Genomic DNA, 16,771 nt, shown 5'->3' on the forward strand with positions numbered 1-16,771 from the left:
ACTTTTCATTTGAGCATGACCTTATCGGAAAACCGGTGCCCACTTTTCCGGGTCATGCCCTATCGATCCTTCATGGTCGGATCGAGCACGATACGCAAGGACTCTCCCAGCGCATTGAATGCCAACGAGACCACCAGAATGGCAAGCCCCGGGGCATACATCTGCTCCGGCGCGATCTCCATATACTGGTAGGCACGGGCCAGCATCGCCCCCCAGCTCGGGTTTGGCGGCTGGATGCCGAGCCCGAGGAAGCTGAGGCTGGCCTCCGCCAGCAGGGCTGCCGCCAGCAGCAGCGTGACCTGCACGATCACAGGCTGCAGGGCGTTCGGCAGCACGTGTTTCCACAGGATATGCCAGGCCGGCGCCCCAAAGCACCTGGAGGCGTCGACGTAGAGCTCCTGCCGCACGATCAGCGTCCGCGCCCGGACGATTCGCGCCAGCGCCGGAAACATCACGATCCCGACCGCGATCATGCCGTTGGTGAGGCCGATGCCGAGCGCGCCGGTGACCGCGATCGCCAGCACGATCGCCGGGAACGACAGGAACGTGTCGATGACACGGCTGATGATGTCGTCGGTCCAGCCGCCGAAGAACCCGGCGGCCAGGCCGACCGGCAGGCCGATCGCAACCGCGACGCTGACCGCGAGCAGGCTGGCATAGACAGTTGCCGGCGCGCCATAGATCAGCCGGCTGAAGATGTCGCGGCCGAGATCGTCGGTGCCGAGCAGATGCCCGGGGCCCGGCGCCGCCAGCATGTTGTTGGCGTCCTGCGCGGTCGGCAGATAGGGCGCGATCCAGGGCGCGCCGATCGCGACAACCACCAGCACCAGCAGCACCAGGATCGCCAGCGCGGCGCGCAGATCGCCCGCCAGCCAGCGGAAAAACCGCCGCAGCCGGCTCGGCTGGACCAGTCGCTTGGGGGTTTCGAGCGCCATGTCGGTCATTGTTCGATCCGGGGATCAACGGCCGCGCACAGCAAATCCGCGATCAGGTTCACCAGAATGACTACGATCACCATCGTAAAGACCACGCCCTGCACGATCGGAAAATCACGCTGGATGGCGCCGCGCACGATCAGGCTACCGAGGCCGGGAATCGCAAATACGGCTTCGATCACGACGGTCGCCGCCAGCATGCGGTTGACCAGGATGCTGATGATCGTGAACAGATTGACGCTGACATTCTTCAGCCCGTGCTGCCACAGGATGCGCGTCATCGAGAGGCCCTTGGCGTGCAGGGTGCGCACATATTGCGACGACAGCACTTCCAGCAGCGATCCCCGCAACTGCCGCGCCACCTCGGCCATGCCGTAGGCGGCAATCGCAATGCCCGGCAGCAGCGCATGCCGGATCGCCTCGATGGGCGAAACGCTGAAGGATTTCGCACCGGTCGCCGGCAGCCAGTTCAGCTTGAGGGAAATTTCGGCGACCAGAATCATCGCCAGCCAAAAGCCGGGTATAGCGACACCGAGCGACGCGATCAGGCTCACGGTCTTGTCGACCCAGCCATCGGGTTTGATCGCGGCGATCACCCCCATTGGAATTCCCGTGACCAGCGCCAGCACCAGCGCGATCGCCACGATCAAGAGCGTATTGGGAAAGGCCCGCGAGATCGAGGTCGCGACCTTCTCGCCCGTCAGCAGCGATTGCGACAGATCGCCTTGCACGACATTCGCCAGCCACGCGCCGTACTGCACCAGGAACGGCCGATCGAGGCCGTAGATCTTCCGGATTTCGGTAATGCGCGCGTCGGTGGCGTTGTCGCCGGCCAGCGTCACCGCGATGTCGCCGGGCACCAGTTTGAGCAGCGCGAACACCATGAAGGTCGCGAGCAGGATCACGGGCAGCGCCTGCAGCAGGCGGCCGCCGATGACCCTTGTCGGACTTCGTCGCGCCATTCGGTCAGCTCTCCAGCCAGACGTCGTCGTATTTCGGCTTGCCCAGCAGGTTCGGCCTGTAGCCCTGCACTTTCTTGTTCATGGCGACCAGTTCGAACTGGAACGCGAGCGGCGCCACAAGAGCGTTTTCCATCACCAGCCGCTGCACGGTCGCGAACGCCTTGCGCCGCAGCTCGATGTCTTCCGACGCGCGCGATTCCTTGATCGCGGCTTCGAGCTCCGGCGGAACCGCGCCCCGGCCGCCATTGTAATAGGCGTCCTTGGTGAACATCAGCGAATAGGTCAGGCTCGGATCGGGCCGCCCGGTCCATGCCGCGAGAATGCCGGAGCCACGCTTCTCGGCGCCGAAGAACGCAGCAGAGGCTTCCGCGATCGGCGCATTCAGGAACCGCACATTCATGCCGGCTTTGCGGAACTGTTCGATCAGGATTTCCTGGCGCTGCACCGAATCCTGATCGGGATAGCCGACCAGTTCGATCGGCAAGCCGTCCTTGAATCCGGCCTCGGCAAGCAGCTTCTTCGCCTTGTCGGGATCGTGAGGATAAAGCCCGGCGACCGACTTGTCGTAGGCCCAATGCGCTTTCGGCAGGTTCATGTAGGCCGGCTCGGCAAGGCTTGCGAGCGCCGCCTTGACGAAGGTTTCGCGATCGATCGCAAAATTGAAGGCCTGACGCACCTTGATGTTGTCGAACGGCGGTTTTGCCCAGTTCAGGAAAATCTGGAACACGTAGAGCGTCGGGCCGTTGAAGATCTTGATGTTGCTGGCGCGCTCCACGATCGCCTTCTGCCGCGGCGGCAGCTGATACATAAGATCGTTCTGGCCGGCGGTCACCGAGCGTGATCCGGTCGTCAATTCCGGAATGATCGAGAACTCGATTCCATCTGGATAGGGACGGTTCGGCTTCCAGTATTTCTCGTTGCGCTTGATGACGATCTTCTCGCCGTCCGCCCAGCTGACGAAGGTATAGGCGCCGGCGCCGACCGGCGTGCGCGCGACATTGCCGGCCGCACTGGCCTTGACCGCGGCCGGCGACACCATCATGCCGGCCCGGTCGGAGAGAATGCCGGGCAATGCTGCGTCGGGTGTGCTCAGCTTCACCGTGACCTGCAACGGACCGGTCACCGCAGCCGATTCCATCGCGGCGAGATCAGCCTTGATGTTGGATTTCGGATCGCTTTTGTTGCGTTCCAGGTTGAACTTGACGGCCTCGGCATCGAGCGGCGTGCCGTCGTGGAAGGTCACGCCGGAGCGGATGTTGAGCACCAGGGTGGTCGGGTCCGAAAAGCTCCAGCTCTCGGCGAGGCCGGGCTTGGGCTTGAGCGTCTCGAAATCCCATTCGGTCAGCGTGTCGTACATCGTGAACAGGAAGGCATGGTCCGAACCGGCGCCGCCGGTCGCGGGGTCAAGGCTCGATGGGTTCGCCGGCGCCGAAATGCGCAGGATACCGCCGCGCTTCGGCGCGCCTTGCGCAAATGCAGGGCCGCCGAGGGTTGCACCGGCCAGCGCGCCCGATATCAGCGCCATTACCTCGCGTCGCGTCGTCTGTGTCATGGCAATTCCTCCGGCGGTTTTTGTTAGTTCGGTGAAAAATTCGGGCGGTGGGCGAAATGGCAGGCGACCCAGTGATCGGGCATCAGCTCGCGCCAGTCCGGCGTCTTTTCGGCGCAGACGGCTTGCGCATACTGGCAGCGGGTGCGGAAGCGGCATCCCGACGGCGGATCGATCGGGCTTGGGATTTCGCCCTGCAGGACGATGCGATTGTTGCCGCGCATGGTCGACGGCAGCGGCCGTGGCTCGGCCGACAGCAGCGCCCGGGTATAGGGATGCAGCGGATGTTCCGAGACTTTCTCCGTCGGTCCCAATTCGACAAAGCGGCCGAGATACATCACGGCGATGCGTTCACTGATGTGGGATACCACGGCGAGATCGTGGGTGATGAAGACGTAAGTGAGACCGAGGTCGCGCTGCAGTTCGGCGAACAGATTGAGCACGTCGCCGCGGATCGACATATCGAGCGCCGCCACTACCTCGTCGCAAACGATCATCTTCGGGCGTAGCGTGAGCGCCCGGGCGATCACCACGCGCTGCTTCTGGCCGCCGGACAACTGGTGCGGATAGCGCTCGCCAAGGTCCAGCGGCAACCCGACCCGATCCATCGCCTCATGCGCCCGCTGCAGCCGCTCGGCCTTCGATCCGGCGCGCGCCAGCTCGAGCGGCTCCAGCACCGACGAGAGGATCGTCATGCGCGGATTTAGCGCGGCATTCGGATCCTGGAAGATGATCTGGTAGTCGCGGCGATGGTTCTGGAACTGTTGCCGCGGCATCGCCAGCGGATCGACGCCATTATGCAGGATCGCGCCGCCGCTCGGTTTCAGCAGAAACACCAGCGCGCGGCCGATCGTGGTCTTGCCCGATCCGGACTCGCCGATGATGCCGAAGGTTTCGCCGCGGCGAACGTCGAAGCTCACGCCGTCCACCGCCTTCACGACGGCGCGGCGATCGGTGGTTTGAAAGCCCACCTGCAGATCGCGCACCGAGACGATGGCATTATCGGCGGTCTGCGGCGTCATGGGCTGGCCACCATCGCCGCGATTGGCGACGTCGCTGCGTGCTGCAAGGCGCCGGGCAGCTCGAGCTCGCGAAAACGCCAGCAACGCACCTTGCGGCCGTTGCCGGCATCGAGCAGCGCTTGCTCTTTCTCGCAGCCGGCGACCGCATGCGCGCAGCGCGCCTTGAAGCGGCAGCCGTTGGGCATGTCCATGATCGACGGTACCCGGCCCGGGATCGACGGCAGCTTGCCGTGCCGCGGGCTCAGATGCGGCAGCGAGCGCAGCAGGCCGGACGTGTAGGGATGCAGCGGCCGCACCAGCGCGTCATCGACAGCGGCGTCCTCGATCACCTCGCCCGCATACATCGTGATCATGCGCGTGCAGGTCTCGGCGACGACGCCGAGATCATGCGTGATCAGCATCAGCGCCGTATTGGAGGTTTCGCTGAGGTCGCGCAGCAATTCCAGGATCTGGGCCTGCACCGTGACGTCGAGCGCCGTGGTCGGCTCGTCCGCGATCAACAGCTGCGGTCCGCAGATCAGACTTGCTGCGATCATCACGCGCTGGCGCATGCCACCGGAAAGCTGGTGTGGATAATCGTCGATGCGGCGCTCCGGCGAGGCGATGCCGACTCGGCGCAGCATCTCGAGCGTGCGCTCCCTCGCCTCTTCCCTGGTGACGTTGGTATGAACGCGTAGCGTCTCGGCGATCTGATGGCCGACCGTGAATACCGGATCGAGCGCGCTCATCGGCTCCTGAAAGATCATCGCGATGCGCCGACCGCGGATCGCACGCATCTCCCGTGTGCTGCAGGACGCCAGATCGGTGCCATCGAAATGGATCGAGCCGTCGAGCCCGGCCAGATTGTTCGGCAACAACCGCAGGATCGACAGCCCGGTGATGGTCTTGCCGCAGCCGCTTTCGCCGACAATGCCGACGCGCTCGCCAGGGGCGATGTCGAAATCGATCTTGCGGGTCGCCTGCCAGACACCGAGCGAGGTCTTGAAGCGGATGCCGAGGCCGCGCACCGACATCAGCGCCTGCGGGCCGCCCGCAACCGCTTCCGATCCGCGCTGTGCCGGCTGAGCCGTTGCCATCAACCCGCCGCCCGCTTCTTCACAAGCTGTTCCTCCATCAGCATCTCGGTTCCGATGATGCCATCGCGGACCAGCTGATCGATCTCGGCATCGGAAAGCCCGAGCAGCGCGCCGAGAATTTCCTGATTGTGTTCGCCGAGCGTCGGCGGCGCAGTTCGGATCGGAAACGGCTTTGCGCCCTCACGGAACGGCATCGAGGGTTGCGGATGTTTTCCGATAAAGGCGCGGTCGACCTCCTGAATGAAGCCGCGCGCATGCAGTTGCGGATCCTGCAACAGTTCGATCGGCAATCGCGCCACGCCTGATGCGATGCCCGCGGCTTGCAATGCGTTCATCGCCTCTTCGGGGTCGCGCGTTGACGTCCATGCGGTGATAGCGGCCTCGATCTCACGCTCGATGGCGCGCCGTCCCACCGCCCTCTTCAGCCAGGCGTCAGTGGCCCAATCGGCCCGGCCGAGCAATTTTGCAAGCCTTGGCCACATCGCGTCGCTGGAAACCGCGACTAGGATCCAGTTATCGACGCCGGCGCAGGGAAAGCAGCCATGCGGCACGAAATCCGGATGGCGGTTGCCGTATCTGACCGGTTCTTTGCCGTCGATCGAATGCGCCACGATCCAGGGCGCTGCAAACGGCATCATGCATTCGATCTGCGCCAGATCGATGAACTGCCCCTTGCCGGTGAGCTTGGCGTGGATCAGTGCCGTGAGCACCGCGGCGCAGCCATTCAAGCCGCCGACGGCATCGCCGAACGCGGTGTGGCTCATTACAGGCGGGCCATCGGGATCGCCGACCACGCTCGGCAGGCCCGAGCCTTGCTCGAGCGTCGAGCCATAGGCGCGGCAATCGCGGTGCACGCTGCCGGCGCCGAACGCCGACATCGACATCATGACCAGCTTGGGATTGAGCTTGCTCAGCACCTCATAGCCGAGCCCGAGCTTCGGCAATACCTCGACGGAGTAATTGTCGACGACGACGTCGGCATCCGCCAACAGTCGTTTTGCGAGATTGAGGCCCTGCTGGCGAGTCAGGTCGAGCGTGATGCCGCGCTTGTTGCGGTTCATGATGCAGTAGCGCACCGATTTCTCGTACATCTGTTCGAGAACATAGGCCGGCCGCCGGTCCACCCCGCGCCACCAATCCGGATATTGCGTGGCCTCGATCTTGATGACGTCGGCGCCGAGATCGGCCAGCGTGCGCGTGCAGATCGGCCCGGCCCAGCCCATCGAGAAATCGATCACGCGGATGCCTTCCAGCGGCAGGCGGCCTGATCCCTGCTCTGCAGGCACCGGCACCCGTTTCGCGGCCTCGCTGACATGCGCGCAGCCGAGCATTTGCTCGCCGATATCGGGAACCGCGCCGCCGCGGCGTGGCGGTGTTCCGGTCAAGCGATGCATCGAGCCTGCCGTAAAGCCGGTTTCGCTGCCGATCATAACCGGCACGATCGCGCCACGCGCCTTCTTCTCCTCGTCGGCGATGAGGTCGCGGATGTCGGGCACCGGCACGATCGGTATTTTGCGCTGCATGCCCTCGGCAAACCACTCCTGCGCGGTGCGCTGTTTCAGTCTCGGAATGATCTTGCCCTCGATCAAGTCGATATGCTGCAGGCGATCGACGCCCATGAACAGCGCCGCATCGTCGCGCAATTCCGGCAGCCCCAGCATGTCGCAGAAGGCGCGCCATTGCGCCGGTGTCACCGTGGTAACGCCGAGCCAGCCTTGCCTCGTCTCGTAGATGCCGACCGGGAACGTCGGCCAGAAGCGGTTGACGCCGATGCGCCGCATGATGTCGCCGCGCACGAACGATTCGAACATGATGTATTCGGTCACCGCGATACTGGATTCGAAAATGCTCAGGGAGTTCGACCGTCCCCGACCGTCCTGCATCCGGCCCAGCACCGAGGAAGCCGCCGCGATGAACCCCCAGAGGCCGGCGAAGATGCCCGTCTGGAAGTCCGGCGCATGCATCGGCGGTCCCTCAACCGGCCCGACCAATTTTACCAGTCCGGTTAGTGCACGTATCGTCGAGTCCGTCGCTTCGAATTCTGCATACGGCCCCTCACGGCCGAACCAGCTTACGTCGAGATGAATGAGGCCGGGATTGCGCTGCTTGATCGCCGCAAGATCGAAGGCCGGACAATCCGCCACATCGATGTCGCGGCCATCGAGCAAAATGTCGCACGCCGCGATCAGTTCGGTCAGGCGCGATGAAGCGTCGACGTTGCTGGAATCGAGCGCCACGCTCGACTTGTTGAAATTAAGAAACGCAAACCAGGCACTGTGACCTTTTGGCGTCAACGGCGCGGCGCGGCGAAGCGGATCACCCGTGGGCGGTTCGATCTTCTGCACGGTCGCACCGAAATCGGCGAACAGCCGCGCGCAATAGCTCGTCGCCGCAGCGCTTCCGATCTCGACAATCCGCAGATGCGCCAACGCGCCCATCACGCTTCCTCATGGTCAAACGACCGACGTCATGCGCGCGCCGGTTCAGTTTTTTGTTGCTGACCATGAAACCTTGCCCGCCTGTCGATGCAAGCGGAATTTTCTTCCGTGATACGGAATTGGCGAACGATGCGATGCGCTTAACTGCAATCCAGTTGCGCTTCGAACCAGTTTTGAAGCGAAGTCGAAAGCAGCGGCCACGCGCGCTGGAAATTTCCGAGTTTGCCGGCATTGACCCGGTAGATGCCGCGCAACTCCTTCTCGATCGCGGGAAGATCGACGCCGGTGCAACGGCCTTCGCTGACGATCGTGCGTCCGTCGACAACCACCTCGCGCAACAGCGACGCGTTGCCTCTCGCGAACAGCAGTTCAATCGGATCGACCGGCATGATCTCGTCGCGATCGAGGCGATCGAGATCGATCGTCACAAAGTCTGCCGGCGCGCCGGGCGTCAACGCGCCCGTACCCGGCGCGCCGGTCGCCTTGCGGCCATTGGCGACGGCAAGACCGAAAAACTCCGCGGGCGTCCAGGTTCGCTTGAAGCCGAGACCGCCGTGGAACATCTGCACCAGCCGCATCTCGCGCAGCACATCGTCATCCTCGTCCAGCGCCAGACCGTCGACGCCGACGGCGATGGCGCAGCCGCATTGATGCGCGGCCGCGATCGGCGCTAGGCCCGAGCGCAAATGCATGTTGGAACTGAAATTGGTCACGATGCGTGTTCCTGACGCGGCGATCATCTCGATTTCATTCGGCCGCGCATGAATGCAGTGCGCCAGTGTCAGCCGCTCCGACAGGAAGCCGATGTCGCGGAGGTAGCGAACGATACCATCAGGGAAATGCTCATCCGCCCAGGCGCGTTGATAGACCGTTTCCAGCAGGTGCATGTGGATCCGGCGGCCGGTCAGCGCGGAATTCTCCGCCACCGCCTCAAGCAGCGGCTTCGAACACCACTGCACGCCTGCGGGACCCAGCTGCACATCGACCTTGGGACTCGCAATTGCTGCCGCAATCGCGTCGGTCAGTTCGATAAAGGCTTTGGGCGACATCGGCGCACGAACGAACAGTTCCTCGATCGTCTTCCGGTCATCACCGGGTAACTCTGACAGCACCGATTCACTATCGCCATAGACGATTGGATTCTGGTTGCGCACCGCAAGGGCGAACGCGATGCGGATGCCGACATCGGAGGCCGCTCGCGCGATCGCCTTGGCTTCGTCGACCAGCGGCATGGTCCCGCTCGGCCGCGTGTAATGCACCATCATCGAGGCGCACCCCGCCCGCGCCGAACGCGCCAGCGCGGAGGCCGCGGTGAGATAGGGATCGACCGGCGTGCCGAGCGCGGATCGCAGGATCCAGCTTTCCAGTGGCATCCCGATCGCGCCGAAAGACGACGCGGTCGGCCGTGCGTGGTCGTGCGCGTTGACGAAGGCGGGAAGGATGAGGGAGCGCGGGCCGGCGGCGGGCGGCGCGCCCTCGGTGATGGATGTGATCAGGCCATCATCGTGCCGCAGCACGGCGTTTTCGATTAGACCGGCGTCAGGGCCAGAGAATAGGCTGTGTGCGGCAACGGCTATTGGCATTATAGCACTCCGTCATTGCCTGCAACAAACGCAAGGCGTTTGTGCAAAGGAGCGAAGCGACGAAGCAATCCATCTTTCTCCGCGTGGTAGCATGGATTGCTTCGCTGCGCTCGCAATGACGTGGTTAGTTCGCGGTATACTTCAATTCACGTTCCGCGCGTGGCGGCAGGAATTCGCGCGAGAATATTTCCGATGCCGCCGGCGCCCGGGCAAGCTGATAGCCTTCGACGATGATGCCGATGGCGCGGGTCATGCGGTCGTCCTTGACGTCGCCGACGCCGATTTCCTTCATCTCGGCCGAGACGATCAGCTTGTCGAAGGAATATTGCAGCCGGCGCTTTTCGACGTCGACATTGATCAGATTGTCGTAGTTGAGCGCGGCCTTCATGCCGGCGTTCTGGTCTTTTGCGACCGCGATCATGCCCTTGTTGACGGCGCGAACGAGCCCGGCGACCGCCTTTGGATTGGACGCGATCAGCTTCCGGGAGACCATCAGGCCGTTGGAATAGAGATCGAGGCCGTAATCACCGAACGAGAACCACTTATAGTCCTTGTCGGGATCCTGGCGGTTCAGCACCAGGTTGAAATAGCTGGTGATGTTGAACACCAGGGCAGCATCGATATCGCCCTTGATCAGCATCGGCTCCTGCAGGTTCGGCGCCATGTTGGAGATCTTGATCTTCTCGCCCTCGAGCTTGTTCTTCTGCGCGAACACCGGCAGCAGCCGCGTGGTTGGCGTGCCCTGCGCGCCGCCGAGGGTGCGGCCTTCGAAATCCTTGATGGTGTTGATGCCGCTGGTCTTCTTCGTCACGATCGCAAAGGGCGGCTGGTTCCAGATCTGGTAGACCATCACAGGCGCGTCCTGCGGCTTGGTCGAGGCGTTCTGGATGATGGCGTTGACGTCGCCGAAACCGGCGTCATAGGCGCCCGACATGATCCGCGTCACCGTCGCGCCGGAGCCCTCGCCCTGGTCGATCACGACGTTGAGACCCTCTTCCTTGAAGTAGCCATTGTCCTTGGCATAGAAGAACGCAGCGTCGCTGCCCTGGGTTTTCCAGCCCAGCGTCAGCTTGATGGTGGTTTCCTGGGCGTTCGCGGCACCCGCGAACAAAGATAGTCCCAACAGCGCGGCGCTTATTCTCGTTAACATCATGAACCTCCTCGACTGGGTTGGATGGCGTTTGGTGAAATCGTCATGTCGCGATCATGTCGTTCTTTCGGGTGGCCCAGCCGGTGACGCGGCCCTCGATCAGCGAGAAGATCACGTAGAGCGCGACGCCGAGACCGGCGAGCACGAACAGGCCGGCGAACACCAGCGGCACGTTGAAATTCGAGGACGCGGTCATCATCACGTTGCCGATGCCGCGGTTCGACGCCACGGTTTCGGAGAGAACGGCGCCGACAAAGGCGTAGCTGATCGCAACCTTCAATGACGCGAAGAAGAACGGCATGGTGCGGGGCAGGCCGACATTCCAGAGGATGTCGAGCTTGCTGGCCCCGAGCGCTTTCAACACGTCTTCGAGTTCGGGTTCGGTGGTCGCAAGCCCCGTCGCGATGTTGACGACGATCGGAAAGAAGCAGATCGACAGCGCGGTCAGCACCGCCGGCACCGAGCCGGAGCCAAACCACAGCACGAAGATCGGAACGACAGCGACTTTCGGGATCGAGGAGAATCCGACCAGCAGCGGATACGCCGTGTCGTAAGCCGTCTTGGAAACGCCGATGACCGCGCCGAGCACGACGCCAAGACCGACACCGAGAACGAAGCCGATCATCGTCGTCGCCAGCGTCTGCAGGATATGCGGCCACAGCAGCGGGAATTTCTGGTACAGCGTCACGAAGACTTCCGACGGCCGCGGCAGCACCAGGTCGGACATCCCGGTCATCACGCAAAACAGTTCCCAGGCGACAAAGAACAGCACGATCAGTGCCGCCGACCAGGCCTTTTGTCTGATATCCCTTGCGGTCATGATGCCGCTCCCTCGGCTGGCGCGCTGCGCGCATCGACGATGAAGGTGCGCAGCTTCTGGTTCAGGGCTACGAAATCGGGCTCGAACGTCATCGCCACCGTGCGCGGGCGGCTGAAGGTGACCGGGCTGTCATCGACGATGCGGCCGGGGCGCGCGCTCATCACGCAGATGCGGCTGGCGAGAAAAGCGGCTTCACGCAGATCATGCGTCACCAGCAGCACGGTCGCCTTGTGGGTCATCCAGAGGTCCTGCAGGATCGACCAAAGTTCCTCGCGGGTGAACTGGTCCAGCGCGCCGAAGGGCTCGTCGAGCAGCAGCATGCGCGGCTCGTGGATCAGCGCGCGGCACAGATTGGCGCGCTGAAGCATGCCGCCGGAGAGCTGCCAGGGATAACGGCTGCCAAAGCCCTTGAGGCCGACCTGCTCCAGCAGCGCGTTGGCCTTGTCCCGGAATTCGGTCTTGCGAAGCTTGCGGAATTGCGAGCGAAACGGCTCGACGATCTTGAGCGGCAGCATGATGTTCCGCTCGATCGTCATCCAGGGCAGCATGGTCGGATTCTGGAACGCCATGCCGACGCGCAGCGCCCGCGCCGCGACTTCCCGGCCGCCGACGATCACGACGCCGGTGGTCGGCTGGACGAGCCCGCTGGCCAGGCGCAGGATAGTGGACTTGCCGCAGCCGGACGGGCCGACCAGCGCGACGAACTCGCCGTCGGCAATCCGAAGCGTGGTTTTCGACAGCGCCGGCACCGCCCGCTCGCCGCGGCCGAAGGTGACGGAGGCGTCAGAGAGCTCAATGGCGATGGGGGCGGCGGGGGCGGCGGAGGCCGAAACCGGCGCGCCGGAGAATTCGGAATGTGGTTGCATGCGCATCATGGCTACAAGTGCATGCAAGCCGGATGCCAGCAGAACTCGCGTTTGAAATCAATGGCATCGCAAAGGCCGCCCAAACCAGCGGATTCCTTTTAGGCAATCCGGCCGCCAAACTGCATGCAATTCAGGCGCTCAATTGTCGTCCATTTGTGCTATGAGGGCGCATTCGAAGCACTCCTTCAGGATTCGTCCATGGCGCCTCGTTCGGCCGGCAAGAATGCGGAATCATCCGACAAGGTCGGGGTGATCTGCCGCGCGCTGCGCCGCGCCATCATCGAGCAGGCGCTGGAGCCCGGCGCGAAACTGCCGGAGGATTCCTTGGGCGAGCGCTTCGGCGTCAGCCGCACCATTGCGCGCCACGCGCTGGGACAACTCGCTGCGGAAGGCCTCGTCGAACTTCGCCGCAACCGCATCGCTGTCGTGGCAACGCCAAGCTGGCAGGAAGCCCGCGACGCCTTTGATATCCGGATCGAACTCGAACGCCTCGTGGTGCGCCAGCTCGCCGGCAAACTGACCAAAGCCCAAATCGCGACGCTGAACGCCCACGTCGACGCCGAGGATGGTGCGCGCGACGGCACCGATGCGGTATCCATTCGTCTTGCGACCGAGTTCCACATCCTGCTCGCGCACATGACGAACAGCCCGATCCTGGTGCGTTACGTCAGCGAAGTCGCCTATCGCTGCTGTCTGACGCTATCTCTGTACAGCCGCCCGCATTCGTCGGAATGCGCCATCAATGAGCACCGCGGAATTATCGCAGCCTTGGTCAAGGGCGACGAGGCCAAGGTGATGAGCCTGATGCACAGCCATCTGGATTCCGTGGCGAACCGGGCTTTGGTCGCGCCGGCCCCGCAACGCGGCCGCGATTTGCTGGATATTCTGGCACCCTATGCCGATGAGGGCGAGAGCGACCGCGTGGTGAAAATGCCGAAGGTGGTGAGGGTTAGGTAGCGCGGTCTATGACCGTCATTGCGAGCGCATCGAAGCAATCCATAGCGCGGCATAACGGATAGATGGATTGCTTCGTTGCTTCGCTCCTCGCAATGACGACCTCACGCCTCGATCCCCCGCTGCACCAGAATTCTCTCGGCGCTGTCGTTCCAGACGTCCATCTTCACGATCTGGCCGCTCTGGACGACGAAGCGATCGACGTAGCGGTTGCCCTCGAACGGCGTGCCGTCGATCCATTCGCCGTACAGCGTGCCGATGCTGTAGACCACGGTCTCGTCGGCCCCCGGACAGACGTCGAAGCGATCCATCTTCTTCTTGACCCAGCGATAGCGCGCGGCGTTGAAGCCGGTCGGTCCGCGCGGATGATCGAACTCGCGCCCGCCGGTGAAGGTAATGATGGTGCCCGGCCTCATATACGCCGCCGCCGCATCCGGATCCGGGATCATCGAGGCCGTGAGATAGGCTTCGACCACCTCGGCGTCCGACATCGGTTTGCTTTCGGCTTTGGCGGCAATGGTCATGGCTGGCTGCTCCTGATCCCCGGAATACTACAATCGGGGCCCCGAATTGCATGCACATATTTTGAACAGTTTGGTCTATAAACTGCACACAATCTGGAGCTGCCTCTAAACCTCTCTTCCGCTAGGCTCCCTCACCTCGAACCAGCCAAGAAACACCTAAAGTCCTGATGACCGCGCGCGCCGCCTTCGACCTGATCTTCCGCAACGCCCGGACCCGGGCCTCGGCCCTCCCGGTCGATATCGGCGTATCCGAGGGGCGGATCGCCGCCATCGAGCCGCGGCTTGCCTGCAACGCGCCCGAGATCGATGTCGGCGGCAAGCTCGCCCTCGCCGGCTTCGTCGACACCCACATCCATCTCGACAAGGCCTGCCTCCTCGGCCGCTGCGGGCACGACCATGCCACCGTCAGCGAGGCCATCGCTGCGGTCGCCGCCATGAAACGGGATTTCACCGTCGAGGACGTCTATGCCCGCGGTGCGCGGGTGCTCGAGCGCGCCATCGTGCACGGCACCACGCGGATGCGTACGCATGTCGAGATCGACCCGCGCATCGCGCTGCGCGGTTTCGAGGCGATCAAGGCGCTGAAGCGCGACTATGCCTGGGCGATCGATCTGTCGATCTGCGTGTTCCCGCAAGAAGGCCTGACCAACGATCCCGGCGCAGATGAACTCCTGGTCGCGGCGCTGCGCGACGGCGGCGAAGCGATCGGCGGCTGTCCCTATATGGACACCGACCCGAACGCGCACCTCGAAAGACTGTTCGATCTCGCCCAGGAATTCGACGTCGATGTCGACCTGCATCTCGACTTCGATCTCGATCCGTCCTGGTGGCATCTGGAGGAAGTCTGCCGGCAAACCGAGCGGCGCAACTATCACGGCCGTGTCGCGATCGGGCACGCCACCAAACTCTCGGCGTTGCCGCCGGATCGTCTGAAAGCCGCGACCGAACGGCTGGCGAAGGCTGGCGTCGCCGTCACCGTGCTGCCGGCAACCGATCTCTATTTGATGGGGCGCGACGCCACTCACAATGCACCACGCGGCCTCACCGCGGCGCATCGGCTGGTGGAAAACGGCGTGCTGTGTTCGGTCGCAACCAACAACGTGCTCAATCCCTTCACGCCGTTCGGCGATGCGTCGCTGCTTCGCATGGCCAATTTCTACGCCAATGTCGCCCACGCCGGGATCAGCGAATTCAACGCCTGCCTCGATCTGGTGACGGACTTGCCGGCGCGCCTGATGAACCTGCGGGATTACGGCATCGCGCCGGGCAATCCCGCCGATCTTGTCATCCTCGACACCGACACCGGCCCGAACGCGATCGCGGAACTGCCCGATGTGCTGATGGGCTTCAAGAACGGGCGTCAGGTATTCGAGCGACGCCAACCGACGCTGTTTCCACCGCAGGCTTAGGCAGCGCATCCGCCGCATACGGGCATCGCGCTACGCGCGATTGACGCCCCTGCCAATCCGTTGTTGTTATCGGTCAACGAAAACAACAGCCGGGCAGGAAATTATGACTAAATCATCCAAGATCAGAAGCGTTGAAACGCTCTCCTGCGACGCCGGTTGGCGCAACTATCACTTCGTCAAGATCATGACCGAAGACGGCATCGTCGGCTGGAGCGAGTACGACGAGGGTTTTGGCGCGCCCGGCGTCACGGCGGCAATCGAACGGCTGTCGGCGCGGGTGGTCGGCAAGAATGCCTTTCAGCATGAGCGGATTTACGCAGAGCTGTTTGCCGCAACGCGGCCGGCCGCCGGCGGCGTGGTGGCGCTGGCGCTTGGCGCCATCGAGAACGCGCTGCTCGACGTCAAGGCGAAGGCGCTCGGCGTGCCCTGCTATGAGCTGCTGGGAGGAAAGATCCGCGACCGCGTCCGGGTCTACTGGTCGCATTGCGCGACCTGGCGCATCAATCATCCGGACTGGTACAAGCCGGCGATATCAGATCTCGACGGCGTCAAGTCGATGGGCCGCGAAGTCCGCGAAAAGCGCTTCACCGCGATGAAGACCAACATCTTCGTCTACACCGACGGCAAGCCGCAGGGCTGGCGGCCCGGCTTCGGCTCGCCGTTCGAGCCCGAGATCAACGTCGATCGCACAGTGATCCGCAATCTCTGTATGCATCTCGAGGCTATCAGAGACGGCGCCGGGCCCGATGTCGACCTGCTGCTCGACCTCAACTTCAACGCCAAGACCGAGGGCTATCTGAAGATCCTGCGCGCGATCAAGGATATGGACATGTTCTGGGTCGAGATCGACACCTTCAATCCGCAGGCGCTGGGCTATATCCGCCGCCAGAGCCCGCACCCGATCTCATCCTGCGAGACGCTGCTGGGCCTCCGCGAATTCCTGCCCTACTTCAACGAACAGGCCATGGATGTCGCGATCATCGACACGCCCTGGAACGGGGTGTGGCAGTCGATGAAGATTGCGGCCGCCGCCGAGCATTTCGAGGTCAACGTCGCCCCGCATAATTTCTACGGCCATCTCTGCACCATGATGAACGCGCACTTCTGCGCCGCGGTGCCGAATTTGCGGATCATGGAAACCGATATCGACCGGCTGGCGTGGGACCACGAACTGTTCACCCATCTGCCCGAGATCGTCGACGGCCACCTCGTGATTTCGGACCGGCCGGGCTGGGGCACCGAACCCAACGAGGAAGGCCTGCGCGCCCATCCGGCAAAGAGCAAGGGCGGGCTGTTGAGTTACGGGCAGAAGAAGTAGGCGCTGGTGTAGGATGGGTAGCGGCAGCCTTAGCTTACGTCGTCCCGGCCTTGAGCCGGGACCCATAACCACCGGCCTTCATTTTGCGGAAGGCATCGACCATATCGCTTCATCGAGAGATCACGCGGTATGGGTCCCGGCGTTCGCCGGGACGACGGAGGGATA

The 16,771-nt window shown here is 63.3% G+C and carries 14 protein-coding genes; 3 read left to right on the top strand and 11 right to left on the bottom strand.

The window, feature by feature from the left end; genetic code table 11:
• Positions 1-59: 59 nt before the first annotated feature.
• The 10 genes from JQ574_RS12255 to JQ574_RS12300 form a co-directional block, all read right to left on the bottom strand.
• Positions 60-944, bottom strand: a complete 885-nt coding sequence (locus tag JQ574_RS12255) for an ABC transporter permease (protein WP_212208520.1) — start codon at positions 942-944, stop codon at positions 60-62.
• Positions 941-1,897, bottom strand: coding sequence for an ABC transporter permease (locus tag JQ574_RS12260; protein ID WP_212208521.1), 957 nt, complete (start codon positions 1,895-1,897; stop codon positions 941-943). Before JQ574_RS12260 ends, JQ574_RS12255 begins: the two co-directional genes overlap by 4 nt.
• A gap of 4 nt (positions 1,898-1,901) precedes the next feature.
• Positions 1,902-3,449, bottom strand: coding sequence for an ABC transporter substrate-binding protein (locus JQ574_RS12265; RefSeq protein ID WP_212208522.1), 1,548 nt, complete (start codon positions 3,447-3,449; stop codon positions 1,902-1,904).
• A 23-nt stretch (positions 3,450-3,472) separates the two neighbouring features.
• Positions 3,473-4,468: an ABC transporter ATP-binding protein gene (locus JQ574_RS12270; RefSeq protein ID WP_212208523.1), complete on the bottom strand. Its 996-nt coding sequence runs from the start codon at positions 4,466-4,468 to the stop codon at positions 3,473-3,475.
• A complete protein-coding gene (locus JQ574_RS12275) occupies positions 4,465-5,544 on the bottom strand; it encodes an ABC transporter ATP-binding protein (RefSeq protein WP_212208524.1) in 1,080 nt (359 codons plus the stop codon). The genes JQ574_RS12270 and JQ574_RS12275 overlap by 4 nt, the downstream gene beginning before the upstream one ends.
• Entirely contained in the window at positions 5,544-7,982 is a 2,439-nt protein-coding gene (locus JQ574_RS12280; protein ID WP_212208525.1) for a CaiB/BaiF CoA-transferase family protein, read from the bottom strand. Before JQ574_RS12280 ends, JQ574_RS12275 begins: the two co-directional genes overlap by 1 nt.
• A gap of 140 nt (positions 7,983-8,122) precedes the next feature.
• The gene (locus JQ574_RS12285; RefSeq protein WP_212208526.1) at positions 8,123-9,565 is read right to left on the bottom strand and encodes an amidohydrolase family protein; all 1,443 of its coding nucleotides are present in this window, start codon (positions 9,563-9,565) and stop codon (positions 8,123-8,125) included.
• A gap of 124 nt (positions 9,566-9,689) precedes the next feature.
• On the bottom strand, positions 9,690-10,715 hold the full coding sequence (locus JQ574_RS12290; protein ID WP_212208599.1) for an ABC transporter substrate-binding protein: 1,026 nt from the start codon (positions 10,713-10,715) through the stop codon (positions 9,690-9,692).
• A 43-nt stretch (positions 10,716-10,758) separates the two neighbouring features.
• Positions 10,759-11,535: an ABC transporter permease gene (locus tag JQ574_RS12295; RefSeq protein WP_212208528.1), complete on the bottom strand. Its 777-nt coding sequence runs from the start codon at positions 11,533-11,535 to the stop codon at positions 10,759-10,761.
• On the bottom strand, positions 11,532-12,407 hold the full coding sequence (locus JQ574_RS12300) for an ABC transporter ATP-binding protein (RefSeq protein ID WP_212208600.1): 876 nt from the start codon (positions 12,405-12,407) through the stop codon (positions 11,532-11,534). Before JQ574_RS12300 ends, JQ574_RS12295 begins: the two co-directional genes overlap by 4 nt.
• A gap of 192 nt (positions 12,408-12,599) precedes the next feature.
• Between JQ574_RS12300 and JQ574_RS12305 the strand changes: the two genes are divergently transcribed.
• On the top strand, positions 12,600-13,358 hold the full coding sequence (locus JQ574_RS12305) for a GntR family transcriptional regulator (protein ID WP_212208530.1): 759 nt from the start codon (positions 12,600-12,602) through the stop codon (positions 13,356-13,358).
• A 101-nt stretch (positions 13,359-13,459) separates the two neighbouring features.
• On the opposite strand, the gene JQ574_RS12310 is transcribed toward JQ574_RS12305, so the two are convergent.
• Positions 13,460-13,879 (bottom strand): nuclear transport factor 2 family protein, encoded by a 420-nt coding sequence (locus JQ574_RS12310; protein WP_212208531.1) that lies wholly within the window; start codon positions 13,877-13,879, stop codon positions 13,460-13,462.
• Between the two features lie 167 nt (positions 13,880-14,046).
• Between JQ574_RS12310 and JQ574_RS12315 the strand changes: the two genes are divergently transcribed.
• The gene (locus JQ574_RS12315; protein WP_212208532.1) at positions 14,047-15,288 is read left to right on the top strand and encodes an amidohydrolase family protein; all 1,242 of its coding nucleotides are present in this window, start codon (positions 14,047-14,049) and stop codon (positions 15,286-15,288) included.
• Between the two features lie 103 nt (positions 15,289-15,391).
• Entirely contained in the window at positions 15,392-16,606 is a 1,215-nt protein-coding gene (locus JQ574_RS12320) for a mandelate racemase/muconate lactonizing enzyme family protein (protein ID WP_212208534.1), read from the top strand.
• Positions 16,607-16,771 lie beyond the last annotated feature (165 nt).

The sequence above is a fragment of the Bradyrhizobium sp. AUGA SZCCT0158 genome (assembly GCF_018130065.1).
In the GTDB taxonomy this organism is placed as follows: Bacteria; Pseudomonadota; Alphaproteobacteria; order Rhizobiales; family Xanthobacteraceae; genus Bradyrhizobium.